The organism is Mesorhizobium sp. M0938, assembly GCF_040319125.1.
Lineage (GTDB): Bacteria > Pseudomonadota > Alphaproteobacteria > Rhizobiales > Rhizobiaceae > Mesorhizobium > Mesorhizobium robiniae.
Genome location: NZ_JAMYNS010000019.1, coordinates 39,166 through 55,787 on the forward strand (window position 1 = coordinate 39,166; position 16,622 = coordinate 55,787).

A 16,622-nucleotide genomic window follows, 5' to 3' on the forward strand; every position below is an offset into this window, starting at 1 on the left:
GTACTGAAGCATATGCGCCGCAATCGAAGTGTCAAGACGAGAGGCGGACGAACAACGTCCCAAAGAGCGCAGATCTTCCGGCTGTCGGGTATGGTCAGGCTGGAAGGGGCGCCTCCGGCGGCGCCTGCAGGACGCTTGCAATCGTGTCCAATCCCAAGCCGAGCGCCTCTTCAGACACCGAACCGAGGGAGACGCGAATCGCCGAATAAGGCAGCCGATCGTTCGCCAGGAAAGAGCTCGCAGTGGCGACGGCGACGCCGAGGGAGCGTGCATGGGCAGCAAAACCCGCATCCGTGAACCCCTCGGGGGTCGGAATCCAGGCATGCAAACTCTGCGGATGAGTCGAATGCGGAACCTTGCCCAGTTTGCTCTGGAAGATGCGATGCCTCGACCGAAGCGCTTGACGCTGCCAATCAACCAGGCTCAGCGCCGTCCCGTCCTCGATCCATCCCGTCGCCAGTTCTTCCAGCAGCGGCGTCGCCATCCAGTTCGTCACCAGATGCCGGTTCGTTGCAGTGGCAACGAAACGCTGCGGGGCGACCAGATATCCGATCCGCAGCCCAGGCATGACGATTTTCGTGAGGCTGGTCACGTAGAAGGTTCGGGTCGGCGCGTGCGCGAAAAACGGCGGCGGGCGATCCGAAATCAGTGGCCCGAGCGGGTCGTTCTCGATGACCAGTAGGTCGTATTTCTCCACGATTGCCGCAACACGGCGCCGCCTGTCTTCGGACAACATCGTCGATACGGGGTTGATCACGGTCGGCTGCATGAACAGCGCCCGCAGCTTGCCATCGACGCAGGCGCGTTCAAGGCCGTCGGGCACCAGGCCTTCGTCATCGACGTCGAGTCCGACGATGCCGATGCCCATGTAGGACGCCAGCGGCTTGAGCGAATGATGGCCGAATACCTCGGTCGCGACCAGGGAGCCGGGAGGAGCGACCGTCAGCAGGGCGACCGCCAATGCCGGCGTAGCGCCGTTGGTCAGGCACACATTGTAGGGCGAGGTTTCCACGCCGCATTTCTTCAGCCAGGTCAGGGCCGCAGCGCGGTAGCGCGAGGTGGCACTCTCCGGCCGGAAAGCATGCACGACCCTGAGCGGCACGCCCGCCGCCAAGCGGGAAAGGGCTGCGCCCATGCGCTCCATGTGAAGCTCTTCGCAAACCGGCTTCAGAATTGAAAGATCGATGAGGTCGGGAACGCGTTCCAAGGTGAACGGGGGACCCCGATCGGCCTGCGGACGCTTGACGAACGTGCCTCGGCCAGCCTCACCGGAGAGGAGATTGCGGCGCGACAGCTCCTCATAGGCGCGGCTGACGGTCTGCACCGAGATCTTGAGTTCCTCTGCGAGCTGGCGTTGCGGCGTCATCCGGGTGCGATCGGCAACGCGACCGTCGAGTATGGCATCGGCAATTTGGTCGGCGAGGGATTTGTATATCGGGACGCTCAGCAGGGTCCGATCAGGTTTCCAATTTTCCGTCATCTCGTTCCCGTCTTATTCAATGCTGCGTCATACGCGGAGAGTGTGCTGATCGCTGTGTCGACGCAAGCTGCGGTCGCAAGCACGGTCGAGATGGTGACTAGCGCAACGGACCCGCAAGCAGCAAGCCTGGGCGGTTTGCCTGCCGCCGTCGTGCGCGTCACCGACAACCGCGCGCTTCGTAATTTGATATGATGCAATTTAGTATCTTGATCAGACGTTTTTTCCGAAATACAGTTTTATTGCACCTTTCTTGAACTAGAACAATAAGCCGACCCGCTTAAGAAGGGCGGCCTGCAAGGGAACACGTCATGAGAATTTCCAGCGCCTCAATAGGCAGGATAACCGCCGTATTTTCGTTGGCCTTCGTCGCCGCGGCGACCGTCCCCGGGGTCGCCCGCGCGGACGATCTCCAAGAAATTCGCGACCGCGGCTTCGTTCGTGGCGTCACAGCGAACGAGCAGCCCTATGGGTATATCGCTTCCAACGGCAAGGCCGCAGGAATCGGACCCGACGTGGCGACTGCAGTGCTGAACAAGCTCGGCATTGAAAAAATTGAGTGGACGGTGGTCGCATTCGACGGTCTCATTCCGGGTGTGAAGGCGAACCGCTTCGACTTCTCGGCCGCGGAGCAAGCCATTCGGCCGGAGCGCTGCAAGCAGGTCGCGTTCAGCGAGACGACCTCCAGCTACACGGTCGGCCTCCTGGTCAAGGCAGGAAACCCGAAGAAGCTCCATGGATTGGAAGATGTGGCCGCAAACCCCGGCACCAAGCTGGCCCAGTTGGCCGGAGCCGTCGAGCTGCTCGCCGACGAATACGAGATTCCCCGCTCGGACCGGGTCTACATCCAGAGCGCTTCGGACGCCATTCCATCGTTGGTCGCCGGCCGCGCGGACGCCTATATTGCCACGGAATTGACCGTGGCGGGTCTTGCCAAGCTCTCCAGCGATGTCGAGGCGGCCGAGATGAAGTCGGCCCCCATGCTCGACGGTAAGCCCTACCGCAACTACGGCGCCTTCACCTTTCGCCCGGAAGACAAGGAATTCATCGCCGCCTTCAATTCGGCCTTGGCTGACTTCAAGAAGACCGACGACTACGAAAAAATCCTTCTGTCATATGGGCTGACGAAAGCCAGCGTCGAGGCCGCGCGGAACGGATCGACCGAGAGCCTTTGCTCGTCCCAATGATTGGCCCAGCACCTGCGCTTGGCCCTTCCGGCCGGCAGCAGGCTCCATGGTCTCTGTCACATTCCAAGGGCATTTCATGAAGATTCGACGTATCGGGGTGATCTATCCTAGCAATGGCGTCTACGAAGCGGAGTTCGAGAAGTTTGCGCCCGACGATGTGACGCTGCATTTCACGCGCTGGCGATGGCCGCATCCCGAATGGTTCCGTCCCAACTGGCCCGACCGGATGGCGTCGCTGGCCGACGATCCGGGAATCGCCACCTGCGCCACTCTGTTTGAAGCGATCAATCCGATGGTCGTGACCTTCGGCTGCACGAGTGCCAGCTTTGCGGGCGGAGCAGGTGCCGACGTGGCCGTGCTGAAAAACATCCGCCGCGGCACCAATGCCTTGGCATCCACCACATCGACGGCCTATCTGGCGGCGTGTGCGGCGCTCCGTGTCGAGCGGGTCGCGATCGCCTCGGTCTACCGCAAGGAGGTCACCCAGCGCTTCGTTGAGTTTCTCGCCGGTGGCGGAGTGAAAACCACGTCGCATCAAAGCGTAGGCTGGGAGCGCCAGCCCGACGACGACCACCGGTTGACGACGGAAGACGTTTGCCGGCTTGCCGGCGAATGCGACCATCCGGACGCCCAGGCGATCCTCATTCCGGAAACCAACATCCTTACCACCCAAGCCATCCCGATGATCGAGGATCGACTGGGAAAGCCGGTTCTCACCGCGATCCAGGTTACCGTGTGGCATGCCGCCCGCCTGGCTGAATCCATTTATAGAGAAGGGATCGGTCGCATCTGGTCGGCGAGATGACCCATAAAGACCGCCGGGATGCCTGCTGTTCGGAGGGCCGAAGATGAACAATCCGCGCATTGGAATCATTTATCCGAGCAACGGCATCTACGATCTCGAATTCATCAATTTCGCGCCGAGGGAAGCTTCGCTGCACATCACCCGCTGGCGCTGGCCCGAGCGCGATTGGTCGCGGCCCGACGCTCCCGACATCATGGCCGATTTGTCGAACGATCCTGAGATCGCGGCTTGTGCCTCCCTGTTCGACCAGATCGAGCCCGCCGTCGTCACCTTGGGGTGCACCTCGGTGAGCTTCGCCGCCGGCGCTCGCGGCGATGTCCCGGTACTCGAGAACATCCGACGCGGCACTGCGGCCAAGCCGTCCAGTACATCGACGGGCTTTCTCGCCGCCTGCGAGGCGCTTGCTGCCGATCGGATAGCCGTCGCCTCCGTTTACCACGAAAGCCTTACCCGACGCTTCGTCGATTTCCTCGAGCATGGCGGACGAAGAGTGGTCTCCTGCAAGAGTGAGAACTGGGCGCGCGAGCCCAGCCGGATCACCAGCGAGGACCTGGTCGACTTGGCCGCGACGAGCGATCATCCGACAGCCCAGGCCATCCTGCTTCCGGAAACGAATATCCACACGAGCGAAGCCATTCCTCTCATTGAAAGAAGGTTGAAGAAACCGGTGCTGACCGCCGTTCAGGTAACCGTCTGGCATGCGGTTCGGCTAGCAGGCTCCGACTGGAAGGATGGCATAGGCGCGGTTTGGCAAGCCAGTTAAGCCACTCTGTAAAGCTGTCGGCCAGCCGGGCACCGCCACAGCCGTGCCGCCTGGCAGGGCGAGACATCCTTGGGTATTTGGTCTCTCCCGACCGAGAGCCTGCTGAGGGCCTAGGTCATGAGGGTTAATTCTCCCAACCGGCGGAAAGGATTAGCATCGGCGATAATCTCGGCCGCGCAACCAGCATCATTGCCGCCTTGGTCTGCACGGCCAATAAAATGGGAGGCATTGCATGACCAAAACAGTTCACTTCAGGCGTCGCAGTCTTCTCGCTTTGGTCGGCCTTATTGGCGGCTGTCTGAGCGCGGTCGCGGCTCAGGCCGCCGAGCCCGACAAGGCCGAGATCGATGCCCTGAAACAATCGCTAACCAAGTACGAAGACTACAAGGCCGCCATCCGCGACCTCTATCTGTCGACGGTCGGATGCGTTTATTACAGCGGCGAAAAAGTGGCTGGGGCTATGGATTACCCGAAGGGCGCGATGGGTATTCATTTCGTCAACGTCGCGAGTGTCAGCCCGACACCGGATCCGACGCGCCCCAATGTCCTTATCTATGAACCGGTCGACGGCGGCTTGCGCCTGGTGGCCGTGGAATGGCTTGTACCGTTGACGCCTGACACCAAGGAGCCGCCGAAACTGTTTGGACAGACGTTCCAGGGGCCGATGGAAGGGCACTATCCGCTTATTCCGGCGGAGTTCCATCATTACGATCTTCACGCCTGGCTGTTCAAGGACAACCCGCTCGGAATGTTCAGCCCGACGAACCCCGACGTGAAATGCGAAAATTACGCGTTTCCGATGCCGGAGCAGCCGACCAAGATGGTGCCAGGGCCGATGTAATCGCGACCTGAGCTACGGGGGCGCCGAGAGGCGCCCGGACCTCGATTGTGGTTATTCCAGAGGCGCCTGGGATGACATCCAGCGAGCGTTCAAGGTTCCCGGATGGGAAAGTGGCGCCCCTAGCCGGGATCGAACCAGCACCGCTTGCGGAACTCGATTTTGAGCCGTCCCTTCTCCATGGCTTTCGGCAGTAACCGGGAGCCGACCCCCCGAATGTTCCTATTCGGCTCCTAGAATTTTTGAGGTTCGGAGACGATAGACGGCCAAAATCAAGCTAGGTTCTCAGTGGCTCCCCACGCGCCAGGCGGCGCCGACGCTTGGGCACCCTACATCTGTACGGAGAATTCCTCGATCAGGCCGTCCTTCGGCTCGAGGCCCAGCCCCGGGTCCTGCGACACGGTCAGGTATCCATTCTCGGGCTGCGGAACCTTCTTGAAGATCGCGTTGTAGGCCATCCACTTGTGGAAATGATATTCGACCAATCCGCCGTTCGACAGGCCGGCATGCAACGCGATGTTGTGCGGACCATTGCCGTTGCCATGCGAGAGCGGGATGTGGAACATCTTGGCAAGGGCGGCGGTGCGGATTGCTGCCGAGTAGCCGCCGTCATTGTTGACGTTGGGCTGAATGTAGTCGACCGCGTCGGCCAGGATCAGGTCGCGCGCGGAGAACTTCTCGTTCTCCGCCGCGGCCACCGGGATAATCGTCTTCGAGCGCAATTCGCGCAAAAGCCTCGGGTCGTTGTAGTAGAGCGGCTCCTCGACGAAACTGATGTCGAGTTCCTCGCATCGTTTGCACAGCTCCACGGCCTGCGCCAGGTTCATGCGCAGATTGCCGTCCATGGCGAGCTTGACGTTCGGGCCGACCGCCTCGCGCATCGCCTTCATGCGGATGCAATCGTCCTTCGGGTCGGGGATGGGCTGGCGGCCAACGGTGTTCTTGAGATGGTTGTTGCCGAGCTTGACGAGGTGGGCCGCCTCCGCAGCCAATTCCTCAGGCGAATAGACCGGAGCGTTGTCGTAGGCCGCGCCGTGCGTGACATAGACCGGCACCTTGTCGCGCGCGCCGCCCAGCAGGTGATGCACCGGCTGGCCAAGCATCTTGCCCTTGATGTCCCAGAGCGCGATGTCGATCATCGCCAGCGCCGAGATCAGCGTCCTGCCGAGCGGCCGCTCGAAGCTGGCGCGATCGAACAGCAGGGGAATGCGTTCGGTGCGCATCGGGCTTTCTCCGATGATCGTCGGCGCGATGTATTTGTTGATCAGGTCGATAGCGACGTGGTGGGTGTAGCCGCTGGTCGCCCAACCGACGAGGCCGTCGTTGGTCTCGACCTGGAGAAGCAGTGCGCCTTCCTTGTTCGGCTTGTCGCGATAGGGCGGCGGCGTGATCGGAATGTTGGCGAGCTTGTGCGCTTGGATACGAGCGATCTTGATCCTGGTCTCGACGACATTGTTGTTCTGTTGGACGTAAACATCCTGAAGCACGACTTCCCTCCTTTCCCGACGTTCCGTGTGCCGGGAAGGCACTGTCTAGCGGAAGCCGAACTTCAGAAAAAATTCAAAAATCCCATCGATTATTCTGAATATCTGAAGTCGCCTTGATCGCGCCGGCCTTCAGGTCTGGCGCAGCGACACCCGGATCAATTGTGCTAGCCGTTCGGCGGCCGGCGACAGTTCCTTGCCACGCTTGCGCACGATGCCGTAGCGGTGAATGAGCTCGGGCGCGACGATCTGGTAGACGCGCGACCGGTTCGGCTCCGCGAAACGGACGATCGACTGGGTGAGAATTGCCGCGCCGATGCCGGCCTCGGCCATCGCAACGAGCGTCTCCGCCTGGATGCAGCGGTACCGCACGTTCAGCGCGATGCCGCGAGCGGCAGCCTCGCGCTCGAACATCGCCCCCATCAGGGTGGTGGTGTGATAGTGGAGCAAGGGCAGGCTGGACAGTTCCGCCAGCGTGATGGTGCGACGATTGTGCGGACACATCCGCGTGGGGATCAGCGCGTGCAGCGGATCGTCGAGCAGTGGCTCGAAATCGAGGTCCGGATCGCCTGAGATCGGGCCTATTCCGAAATCGACAGCATCGGCCTGTATCACCCGGTAAAGGTCGGCGGACTTAAGTTCCGACAAAAGCATCTTGATTCCCGGATAGTCGCGTTCGAACTCGGCGAGGATACGCGGCAGATGGGTCGACGCGATGGTAGGCGCGCAGGCCAGCGCGACCTGGCCGCGCCGGATGGCCAGTGCCTCCTGGACATTGCGCAAGCCGATGCCGACCTCTTGCAGGCCGCGCTGTGTGCTGGCGAACAATTTGCTTCCTTCAGGCGTGAGCTTCACGTCGCGCGTGGTGCGGTTGAACAGCTTGGCGCCGAGTTGGTCCTCGAGTTGCTTTATCTGCATGCTGATGGCGGACTGCGAACGACGTGCCCGGTCGGCGGCCTCCTTGAAGCTGCGGTTTTCGGCCACGAGCATAAAAGTTTGCAACAGCTTGAGGTTGACCCGCGCCAAAGCGGCCGCATTCGCGTCCAGCGGTGGTTTCGGTTCGCTCATTGGCGTCGCACCCCGAGATCCTCCTTGGCCACGCCGGCGCCCGACGAGACTGCCTCGAAGGCGTCCAGAAGGACACGCACCAGCCGCCCTGAAGGCGCGCTGCGCGGCCACAACATGCCGATCTCGCGCACCAGCGGCGGGCCAGGCAGCGGTAGGCGCGCGACCGACAGCCCCTCCGGCCATGGCGGCGCCCAGTCGGGCAGAACGGATACGCCGAGACCGTTGCTGACCATCACCGTTATGGCTTCCAGCGAATCCAACTCCAGCCATTCCCGGGGCCGAAGCTTCTGGCGGCGCAGCCACTCGTCGGCCAGCCGGCCACCCCAATTGTTGCGGTCATACCGGATGAAAGGCAGCGTTGCGAGCAACTGTTCCGGATCGCCAGTGGCGAGCGCGCTCGGCGCAAGCAGGATCATAGGCTCGGTCCGAAGCACGCTCCAATGCAGCGATTTTGGGATCGGAAAGGGCGGCCGAACCAATATGGCCGCGTCGATGCTTCCGTCGCCCAGCGCCTGATAGAGATCAGTGGAAGTGCCAGGGAGAACGAAGACCTCGACCGAGGGAACCGTGTCGACAAGGTGCCGCAGGGCGGGCGCAAGGATGCCGGTCAGCGCGGTCGATATGGCGCCGAGTCTCATCTCGCCTGAAGGCGAATCGGTCTGTGCAAGGGTTTTCAGGTGGCGGATGTCGCCGAGGATTCTGCGGCTTTGCTCCAGAATTGCATGGCCGGCATCGGTCGGCTGCACCACGCGGCCCGCACGTACCAGCAGCCGCTTGCCGAATTCGTCCTCCAGCGCCTGCATGCGCTGGGCCACGGCGGCCGGCGTGATTGCCAGGCGGCGGGCCGCCTCGGCCAGCGAACCGAGTTCGGCCACGAGCAGGAACGTTTCGAGAAAGCGTGATTCCATCGATAGAAAAACTATCATCAAATTATACGGCAAGCCATGTTTTCTTCTGTACGGTGTTGATGATAATCCACCTTGAATTGGAGGGTTTCCTGTGGATCTCGAACTGAAGGGTAAGGTCGCACTCGTCTTTGGAGCCGGGGGCGGATTGGGCGGGGCGATTGCGCGGTCGCTGGCCGGCGAAGGCGTGCGCGTGGTCGTCGCCGACATCGACGAAGCGGCCGCGGAAAACACCACCTCTGCTATCAAGGGCGCCGGCAACGAGGCGCTGACAATGGGCTGGGATATCGGCGACCTGTCGTCGATCGAGGGACGCCTGGCCTCGATCGAGAAGGCCTTCGGCTCGGTCGACATTCTGGTGAACAATACGGGCGGCCCGCCGCCGACGCCGGCAGCCGGTCAGTCTTCGCAGGACTGGTCGAAGTACTTCGACAGCATGGTGCGTTCGGTGATCGCCGTCACCGATGCGGTGCTGCCCGGCATGCGCCGGCGCAAATGGGGCCGCATCATTACCTCGACCTCGTCGGGCGTGGTGACGCCGATCCCAAACCTCGGCATGTCGAACGCGCTCAGAATGGCATTGGTCGGGTGGTCCAAGACGCTGGCGGCCGAAGTCGGCCGCGACGGCATCACCGCCAATATCGTTCTGCCCGGGCGCATCGCCACGGGACGCATCACCTTTCTCGATGAACAGAAAGCCAAGCGCGAGGGGCGCTCGGTCGAGGAAGTGGCCGCCCAAAGCACGGCGTCCATTCCGGTCGGGCGCTATGGCCGGCCGCAGGAATATGGCGACGCGGTCACCTTCCTGGCAAGCCCGCGCGCATCCTATATCACCGGCTCCGTCATTCGCATCGACGGCGGCTTGATCCCCAGCATCTAAGGAGACCCCGATGACCCTCGACCCGAAAGTCGTAGAGACCCTGCAGGGCGTCTCCACCGCGACCCTCACCACGGTCCTCCTGAAGAAGGGCCTGCGCAACGTTTGGATGCGTGGAACCAAGCCTATCCGTCCAGGCCAGCCGCGCGTGGTGGGGCCGGCCTTCACTTTGCGCTTCGTGCCGGCGCGCGAAGACCTCGCCACCCCGGCAAGCTGGGCCTCGCCTATTTCGACCCGTGCGGCGATCGAGGCGATGCCCGAAGGCTGCGTGGCGGTGGCTGACGCAATGGGCGTGCTCGACGCCGGTATTTTCGGTGATATCCTCTGCGCGCGCATGGCCAAACGCAATGTCGCCGCATTGATCACCGACGGCGCGATGCGCGACGCCGCGGGCGTGCTCGGTACCGGCCTCAACGTATGGTGCAACGGCATTTCCGCGCCGCCTTCAGTGGCCGGTCTCACCTTCGTCGGCTGGCAGGAGCCGATCGCATGCGGCGGCGTGGCGATCTTTCCTGACGATATCGTGGTGGTGGATGATGACGGCGCGGTATTGATCCCCGCGGCATTTCTCGACCAGGTGCTGGCCGAAGCGCCGGAGCAGGAGACGATGGAAGCCTGGATCATGACCGAGGTCGGTCGCGGCGTGCCGCTGCCCGGTCTCTATCCGATGAACGAAGAGACGAAGGCGCGCTATGCCGCTTTCGCCAAGAAGACATGACCTTCGGCGTCGATGCCAGGGGCGTCTACCCGATCGCGGCGACGCCGTTCAATGCGGACATGTCGGTCGACTACGACTCCGTCGACCGGCTGACGGAATTCTACCAGGATTCCGGCGCCACCGGCATGACAATCCTCGGTATTCTCGGCGAAGCCCAGAAACTGGAGCCCGAGGAATCGCTGACAATCGCAAGGCGCGTGATCGCGCGCTCGCGTGTCCCTGTCGTGGTTGGAGTATCCAATCCGAGCTTTGCCGCCATGCGCAGGCTGGCGCGCGAGGTGACCGATGCCGGCGCAGCCGGCGTGATGCTGGCTCCGGCCTCGCACCTGCGCAGCGACGAGCAGATCGCCGCCTATTTCCATCACTGCGTGGAAGCAATCGGTCCGGACGTGCCCTGGGCCCTGCAGGATTACCCGCTGACGCTGTCGGTGGTGCTGTCGGTGCCGATGATCTCGCGCATAATGAAGGAACATCCGTCCTGCGTCATGCTGAAGGCAGAGGACTGGCCGGGGCTTGAGAAAATCTCGGCGATCCGCAAGCTCCAAGCCGCGGGCGACCTGCGGAAATTCTCGATCCTGACGGCCAATGGCGGACTGTTCCTCGACTTCGAGCCGGAACGCGGTTCGGATGGCGCGATGACGGGCTATGCCTTTCCGGACATGCTGGTCGAACTCGATCGGCTGCACCGCGAAGGCGAGCGCGACGCGGCGCACGATCTTTTCGATGCCCACCTGCCGTTGATCCGTTTCGAGCAGCAACAGGGGATTGGCCTCGCGGTGCGCAAATACGTGCTGATGCGGCGCGGCGCCATTGCCTCGGACGTGCAGCGCAGCCCGCGTTCATCGCTGACGCCGGCCGGTCGATCCGAAGTCGACTACCTACTGGAACGGTTGGCTCGAAAGGACCCGCGCGCAAGGCTATGACGATGCATGCCGAGCGCCTGCCGCGGGATACGCGTGGGGGCAACGGATTGTATCGGGCCGGCATCATTGTGACCGCTCCTCGATCCGGTCGACGATCATCTTCGCGATCGGCATGGCGGACGTCGCCGCCGGCGACGGCGCGTTACAGACATGCAATTGGCGCGGGCTGTCGAGGAACAGGAAATCGTGCACCAGCGTGCCGTCGGCAAGGACCGCCTGGGCGCGGATGCCGGCGCCCGGTCCACCGAGGTCCGAGAGTTCGAGCGAGGGGCAGTATTTGCGGCACTGCTCTAGATACCCGCGGCGGAAAATCGAGTTGCGGAACTCGTCGATACCTGACGTGAGATTCTTGCGAGCCATCTTCCAGAAGCCGCCGAAAGCAAGCATCTGGGCGATGTCGCGCAGGTTAACGCTGCCCTTTTTGTAGCCTTCGCGATGGAAGCCCAGCACGGCGTTAGGCCCGACCGTCACCCGTCCGTCGATCATGCGCGTCAGGTGGATGCCGAGGAAAGGCAGATCCGGATCGGGTATCGGGTAGATCAAGTGCTTGACGATCGTCGATTTCGCGTCGGGCAATGTGTAATATTCGCCACGGAACGGCACGATCTGGTGGGTGGGATTGAGCCCAGCAAGCCTCGCAAGCCGATCCGACTGCAGCCCGGCGCAGGCAACAAGCTGCTCGGCGCGGATCGTTTCGCCACGATCGGTGGTCACCGCCACGCCAGTGTCGTCTTCAGATATGCCTTTGACGCGGGTGCCGGTCATCAGCTTGGCACCATTCGCCTTGAGACCCTCGGCCAGAGCGCCGCAGATCAGCTTATAGTCGATAATGCCGGTCGACGGCACGAGCAATGCGCCTAGGCCAGCGATGTTTGGCTCGATCTCACGCAGACGCGCCGCGCTTACCTCCTCGAAGCCGATGCCGTTCTCGGTGGCGCGGCCCTTCAGCGCCTCCATGCGCTCCACCTCGAGCGGGCTGGTCGCGACAAGCAGCTTCCCGCACACCTCGAACGGAATCTTTTTGGCGCGCGCGAAAGCCTTCGTGGCCTCGGCTCCCTCGCGGCAGAGCTTCGCCTTCAGCGAACCGGGAGCGTAGTAGACGCCGGCATGGATGACACCGCTGTTGTGGCCGGTCTGGTGTTCGCCGAAACCGGCCTCCTTTTCGATGACCAGGATGCGAGCCGCCGGATCGCGGGCCAGGATATCGGAGGCAGTGGCAAGCCCGACGATACCCCCGCCAACGATGCAATATTGAAATGTCATATACCGCAGTCCTGTCAGACCTCAGCCTCGTCCGCGGCGATCTTCTTGCGCCCGGTCAGCTTGAGGAAGAGTGGGATCGAGAGCACGAGAATCGTGGCGATGAACAGCCCCAGGGCAATGGGCCGCTCGATGAAGACGAGCAAGTCGCCCTGCGACTGGATCAGCGTGCGGCGGATGTTGCGCTCCAGCAGCGGCCCCAACACCAAGCCGAGGATCAGCGGCACGGCTGGATAATCGAGCCTGGCAAGGACGATCCCGGCACCGCCTGCCAGGATGGTCAACATCACATTGAACGTCGAATTGTCGATGGCGAAGACACCGTAAACGACGATCGCAATGACGATTGGATAGAGATAGGCTGTCGGAACGAAAAGCGCCGCCGCCAGCAGCGGAGTCAGCAACAGCGTCAAGAACACAAGTGCAAGGTTGCCGATGGCGAAAGAGCCAAACACCGACCAGACAAACTGCGGATTCTCGGTAAACAGCAGCGGGCCTGGCTGCAGGCCGATCATGATCAACCCGCCCATCATCACCGCCGTGGTCGCCGAGCCCGGGATGCCAAGCGTGAACAGCGGGATCATCGCGCCGTAGGACGCTGAATTGTTGGCCGCCTCCGGCGCTGCCACGCCTTCGACGATGCCGGTGCCATATTTTTCGGGCGTCGGCGACAGGCGCTTGGCGAGTGCGTAAGAGAGCATGGTCGCTGCCGAGGCGCCGACGCCGGGGAGGACGCCCACGAAGAAGCCGAGCACCGACCCTTGCAGCAGTTGCCAGCGTGTCTGAACGGCATCGCTCATCCTCGGCAACAGCGAGGCGAAAGTGTATTTGGCCACCGGCTTGTCCACATTCGCCTCCAGGGAGGTGAAGATCGCGGTAAGCCCGAACAGGCCGACAGCGACAATGGAGAAGTCGAGCCCATCGAACAGGTTCATCGACCCGCCGGTATAGCGCGGCAAGGCGGAAATGGGATCGAGTCCCACCATGCCCAGCCACAAGCCCAGCGCCAACGCGACGAAGCCCTTGAAGGCGTTGCGGCCGCCCAACACGCTGAGCAGCGAAAGCGCAAAACACATCATCGCCGTCATCTCGGTCGGGCCAAAGGCGAGTGCATAGCGAGATACCGGAACCGAAAGAGCCACCAGCCCGGCTATGCCGAGAAGACCGCCGACGAAGGAGGCGAAGACGCTCGTCCCCAGCGCCCGCCCGGCCTCGCCTTTCTGGGCCATCGGATAGCCATCGATGACCGTCATCACGGAAGGCGCGTCGCCGGGAATGCCGAGCAGGATCGACGTGATGGCGCCGCCGAACATCGAGCCATAGTAGACACCACCGAGGCACGCGATTGCCGCGACGCCGCCGAAGCCTGCCGCCACCGGCAGCATAATCGCAACGCCGGCGGTCGGTCCGAGGCCAGGGAGCGCACCGATCAGCAAGCCGACCACAGCGCCCAGTATGGTGCAGGCGAAGATTGCCGGATCGGTGGCGGCGAGAATTCCGTCCCACAGCAGCGCAAGCGTTTCCATCGCGGTACCTCTCCTGGTGGCCGATTAGAAGCCGAGCGGTCCCCTGGGGGTCGGCACGCCCAGGAGATTTTCGAACAGCAGCAGAAGGACGATCGGCGTGATCACCGACACCGCCGCAAGCTTGACAAAGAAAACCGGCCCCGGTTCGGTCCTCAGAGCCAGGCCGATCGCCGCCATGGCCAGCATGGTGGCGATCATCATGCCGAGATACGGCGTCAGCCAGACGGCGATGAGCAGCGCCGCGATCACGACCCCAGCTTTTGCCGCCTCGCGGCCCGATATGCCCGGGCCAAGCTTCTCAACCCCGCCAAGCGCTCGGTATAGATTTATTGCGCTGAGTAGAGCGATCGACGAACCGATGATGATGGGGAAGAGACCGGCCCCGGGCGTGGTGCCCTGCATCAGGCCATAACCGAAGCCTGTGTAGATCAGCCAGAGACCGAAGATTATCAGCAGTGCGGCGACCAGCAGGTCGAGCCGTTGAACGCTCATCGCTTTCCTCCTCGCAACGGATGGGAGCCACCCCGTCGGGTGGCTCCAGAGCAACGTGACTATTTGATGATGCCGAGTTCCTTCATCATCGTCTCATAGCGCGCATTGGTGCGCTCGAGCACTTCCTTGAAGCCTTTCGCGTCGACATAGTCCGGGATGTCGTGGAAGCGGTCGATATACTGCTTCTTCCACTGCTCGCTGGTAGCAACCTTTTGCAGGATACCCTCCCAGTACGTTACGACTTCCGGCGGAACGTCCGCGGGCATGACCAGTCCGCGAAGCTGGGTGTGCAAAATGTCGCCGTAGCCGAGTTCCTTGAAGGTCGGGATGTCGGGGAAGGCCGGCGAACGCTCGGCCGATGTGATCGCCAGTGGCCGCAGCTTGCCGGCCTTCATCTGCGCCATCGCCTCGGATGGGTTGAGAAAGCCGACGTTTACATGTCCGCCAAGCAGCGCCGCCATCACCTCGCCCTCACCGTCGAACGGCACGGAATCGATCTGGATGCCGAGCGCGTTGGACGTCATCTTGGCCAGCAGTGCCGCGTCGGAGACGACGCCCGTCGTACCGGTGGTGAAGCGCGGCGTCTTCTTCAGGTCGTCAAGCTTCTGGTATTCGCTAGAGGTAGGAACAACCATGATGTATGGCGACTGCGCGATCGCAGCGAGTGGAGTGAAGTCCTTGTAGCTCACCGGCGAGCCACCCAGCAGTGGCGTTGTGAAAAAGCTGACGCTGACGGTCGCCAGATGATAGGGGTCACCCTTTTCCATGGCGACTGCACTGTAGCCGACCGCGCCCGAGCCGCCTGTACGGTTCTCAGGCAGGATCTTCACAGGGATCAGCTTCATCTCCTCGATCACGCCGGCGATGGTGCGGGCGAGCGTATCGCTGCCGCCGCCGGCGCCGAACGGGATTATCATTTTGATGTCCTTGTCCGGATACTCCGCTGCCGCGGCGCTGACCGCGATGGCCGCAGCTGTGAGCAACCCGAGGCCAACGACGCGGCCATGGTTGACGAAGTTCGAGAGTCCGTAGGTCATAGTCATTTCCTCCCAGTTAGAACTTGGAACAGCACCGGAACCGATCGAACCATTTTTTGGGGTCCCGGGGCTGCGATTGTCAGGCGTTCTTCTTTTCGATGGTTTCACGCAACAGGTAGCCGTGCGCATCACGACCGGTGAACTGGCTGCCTTTGGGGTCCTTGACCCGGGCATCCTTCAGCGCTTCGTAATTCGGCGTAAAGCCAAGGCCCGGCGCGTCCGGGATTGTCATCTTGCCGTTCACGGGGTCGGGCGTGCCGTTGAAGAAATGTTTTCCGGTCATCCACATGCCGTAGTGGAATTCGACCGGGCCGCCATTCATCACGCCCGCCAGAATGTGCATGTTGAAGATCGGCCAGCCGCCGCCATTGGCCATCGGCAGATTGAAGGCCTGGGCGAGGTGCGCCACTTTGAGCGCCTCGGTGTAGCCGCCATTGTAGAGGACGTTCGGCTGCAGCACGTCCACCGCGTGATGGACGACGAGTTCGCGGAAGCGCCAGCGGTTGCCTTCCATCTGGCCGGCGGCGATTGGAATCTTGACGCGGCTGCGCAGGTCGGAAAGCGCACGCGCGTCGTTCTGCTCGATCGGTTCCTCGAACCATTTCAGGTTCGCGTCTTCCACGGCCTTCGCCAGCATGAAGGCGTCATGCGGGTTGAAGTAGCAGTTGGCGTCGATCATGAGGTCGACGTCGGGGCCGATTGCCTCGCGCGCGGCATAGACGCGACGCACGTCGTCCTTCCAGGTACGCGTCGGCTCGCCGCCGACGACCATCTTCAGCATGGTGTGCCCGTCGGCCAGAAACTTCTTGGCATAGTCGGCGATCTGCTGCTCGTCGAAGAACGGGTAGCCAAACGTCGCATAAGTATAGGCTTCGCGGGAATAGCCGCCCAGCAGCTCCGAGACCGACTTGCCGACAATCTTGCCCTGGAGGTCCCACAGCGCGATGTCGATTGCCGAGAGAGCGTTGGAAATGACTCCGGTATAGGCGCGGTTGTTGAGCTGCTTCCATACTTTGGAATGGATAGCCTCGGTGTGAAAGACATCCATGCCCTTGATCAACGGAAAGATATGATCCTCGATGCAGGGCATGGTCGACCAGGGCAGGAACTGGCCGGTGCAGCCGAGCCCCTTGAGGCCCGTGTCGGTCTCGACCTCGACAAAGACGAACATGCGAGATTCGATGGATTCGCCAATGCCAGGCAAATCGATCTCGTGGCGATGCAGGCTGGCGGTGATGTTTGCAATTTTCAAGTGAGATCTC

Annotated in this window: 17 protein-coding genes; 8 read left to right on the forward strand and 9 right to left on the reverse strand. The window is 62.2% G+C overall.

Features of this window, described 5'->3' with window-relative positions; all coding sequences use genetic code 11:
• Window positions 1-94: 94 nt before the first annotated feature.
• Window positions 95-1,450: a MocR-like ectoine utilization transcription factor EhuR gene (ehuR, locus tag NKH73_RS26710; RefSeq protein ID WP_352937519.1), complete on the reverse strand. Its 1,356-nt coding sequence runs from the start codon at window positions 1,448-1,450 to the stop codon at window positions 95-97.
• On the opposite strand from ehuR, the gene NKH73_RS26715 reads away from it, so the two are divergent.
• The 5 genes from NKH73_RS26715 to NKH73_RS26735 all read left to right on the forward strand — a co-directional run bounded on the left by NKH73_RS26715 (window position 1,355) and on the right by NKH73_RS26735 (window position 5,073).
• Window positions 1,355-1,672, forward strand: coding sequence for a hypothetical protein (locus NKH73_RS26715; RefSeq protein ID WP_352937526.1), 318 nt, complete (start codon window positions 1,355-1,357; stop codon window positions 1,670-1,672). The two genes, ehuR and NKH73_RS26715, sit on opposite strands and share 96 nt — an antisense overlap.
• A gap of 116 nt (window positions 1,673-1,788) precedes the next feature.
• Window positions 1,789-2,664, forward strand: coding sequence for an ectoine/hydroxyectoine ABC transporter substrate-binding protein EhuB (gene ehuB, locus NKH73_RS26720; protein ID WP_502893928.1), 876 nt, complete (start codon window positions 1,789-1,791; stop codon window positions 2,662-2,664).
• A 76-nt stretch (window positions 2,665-2,740) separates the two neighbouring features.
• Window positions 2,741-3,469, forward strand: coding sequence for a maleate cis-trans isomerase family protein (locus tag NKH73_RS26725; protein WP_352937401.1), 729 nt, complete (start codon window positions 2,741-2,743; stop codon window positions 3,467-3,469).
• A 43-nt stretch (window positions 3,470-3,512) separates the two neighbouring features.
• On the forward strand, window positions 3,513-4,232 hold the full coding sequence (locus NKH73_RS26730) for a maleate cis-trans isomerase family protein (protein ID WP_352937402.1): 720 nt from the start codon (window positions 3,513-3,515) through the stop codon (window positions 4,230-4,232).
• Window positions 4,233-4,464: 232 nt separating this feature from the next.
• The gene (locus tag NKH73_RS26735) at window positions 4,465-5,073 is read left to right on the forward strand and encodes a hypothetical protein (protein WP_352937403.1); all 609 of its coding nucleotides are present in this window, start codon (window positions 4,465-4,467) and stop codon (window positions 5,071-5,073) included.
• Between the two features lie 326 nt (window positions 5,074-5,399).
• Here the strand turns inward: NKH73_RS26735 and NKH73_RS26740 are convergent, their stop codons facing one another.
• From NKH73_RS26740 to NKH73_RS26750, 3 genes are all read right to left on the reverse strand, one after another.
• Complete coding sequence (locus tag NKH73_RS26740; RefSeq protein ID WP_352937404.1) at window positions 5,400-6,557, reverse strand: mandelate racemase/muconate lactonizing enzyme family protein; 1,158 nt, start codon at window positions 6,555-6,557, stop codon at window positions 5,400-5,402.
• Window positions 6,558-6,686: 129 nt separating this feature from the next.
• Entirely contained in the window at window positions 6,687-7,622 is a 936-nt protein-coding gene (locus NKH73_RS26745) for a LysR family transcriptional regulator (RefSeq protein WP_352937405.1), read from the reverse strand.
• Window positions 7,619-8,530 carry a LysR family transcriptional regulator gene (locus NKH73_RS26750; RefSeq protein ID WP_352937407.1) on the reverse strand — a complete coding sequence of 304 codons (912 nt, stop codon included), beginning with the start codon at window positions 8,528-8,530 and terminating at the stop codon, window positions 7,619-7,621. The genes NKH73_RS26745 and NKH73_RS26750 overlap by 4 nt, the downstream gene beginning before the upstream one ends.
• A gap of 91 nt (window positions 8,531-8,621) precedes the next feature.
• On the opposite strand from NKH73_RS26750, the gene NKH73_RS26755 reads away from it, so the two are divergent.
• The 3 genes from NKH73_RS26755 to NKH73_RS26765 are packed head-to-tail and all read left to right on the forward strand — an operon-like array spanning window position 8,622 to window position 11,045.
• Window positions 8,622-9,407: an SDR family oxidoreductase gene (locus tag NKH73_RS26755; protein WP_352937409.1), complete on the forward strand. Its 786-nt coding sequence runs from the start codon at window positions 8,622-8,624 to the stop codon at window positions 9,405-9,407.
• A gap of 10 nt (window positions 9,408-9,417) precedes the next feature.
• Window positions 9,418-10,122 (forward strand): ribonuclease activity regulator RraA, encoded by a 705-nt coding sequence (locus NKH73_RS26760; RefSeq protein ID WP_352937410.1) that lies wholly within the window; start codon window positions 9,418-9,420, stop codon window positions 10,120-10,122.
• Window positions 10,119-11,045: a dihydrodipicolinate synthase family protein gene (locus NKH73_RS26765; protein WP_352937412.1), complete on the forward strand. Its 927-nt coding sequence runs from the start codon at window positions 10,119-10,121 to the stop codon at window positions 11,043-11,045. The genes NKH73_RS26760 and NKH73_RS26765 overlap by 4 nt, the downstream gene beginning before the upstream one ends.
• 63 nt (window positions 11,046-11,108) lie before the next feature.
• On the opposite strand, the gene lhgD is transcribed toward NKH73_RS26765, so the two are convergent.
• From lhgD to NKH73_RS26790, 5 genes are all read right to left on the reverse strand, one after another.
• Window positions 11,109-12,308 (reverse strand): L-2-hydroxyglutarate dehydrogenase, encoded by a 1,200-nt coding sequence (lhgD, locus tag NKH73_RS26770; RefSeq protein WP_352937413.1) that lies wholly within the window; start codon window positions 12,306-12,308, stop codon window positions 11,109-11,111.
• A 14-nt stretch (window positions 12,309-12,322) separates the two neighbouring features.
• On the reverse strand, window positions 12,323-13,831 hold the full coding sequence (locus tag NKH73_RS26775) for a tripartite tricarboxylate transporter permease (RefSeq protein WP_352937414.1): 1,509 nt from the start codon (window positions 13,829-13,831) through the stop codon (window positions 12,323-12,325).
• Between the two features lie 24 nt (window positions 13,832-13,855).
• The gene (locus NKH73_RS26780) at window positions 13,856-14,323 is read right to left on the reverse strand and encodes a tripartite tricarboxylate transporter TctB family protein (protein WP_352937415.1); all 468 of its coding nucleotides are present in this window, start codon (window positions 14,321-14,323) and stop codon (window positions 13,856-13,858) included.
• A 59-nt stretch (window positions 14,324-14,382) separates the two neighbouring features.
• On the reverse strand, window positions 14,383-15,360 hold the full coding sequence (locus NKH73_RS26785; RefSeq protein WP_352937417.1) for a tripartite tricarboxylate transporter substrate binding protein: 978 nt from the start codon (window positions 15,358-15,360) through the stop codon (window positions 14,383-14,385).
• Window positions 15,361-15,439: 79 nt separating this feature from the next.
• On the reverse strand, window positions 15,440-16,612 hold the full coding sequence (locus NKH73_RS26790) for a mandelate racemase/muconate lactonizing enzyme family protein (RefSeq protein WP_352937418.1): 1,173 nt from the start codon (window positions 16,610-16,612) through the stop codon (window positions 15,440-15,442).
• Window positions 16,613-16,622: the final 10 nt, after the last annotated feature.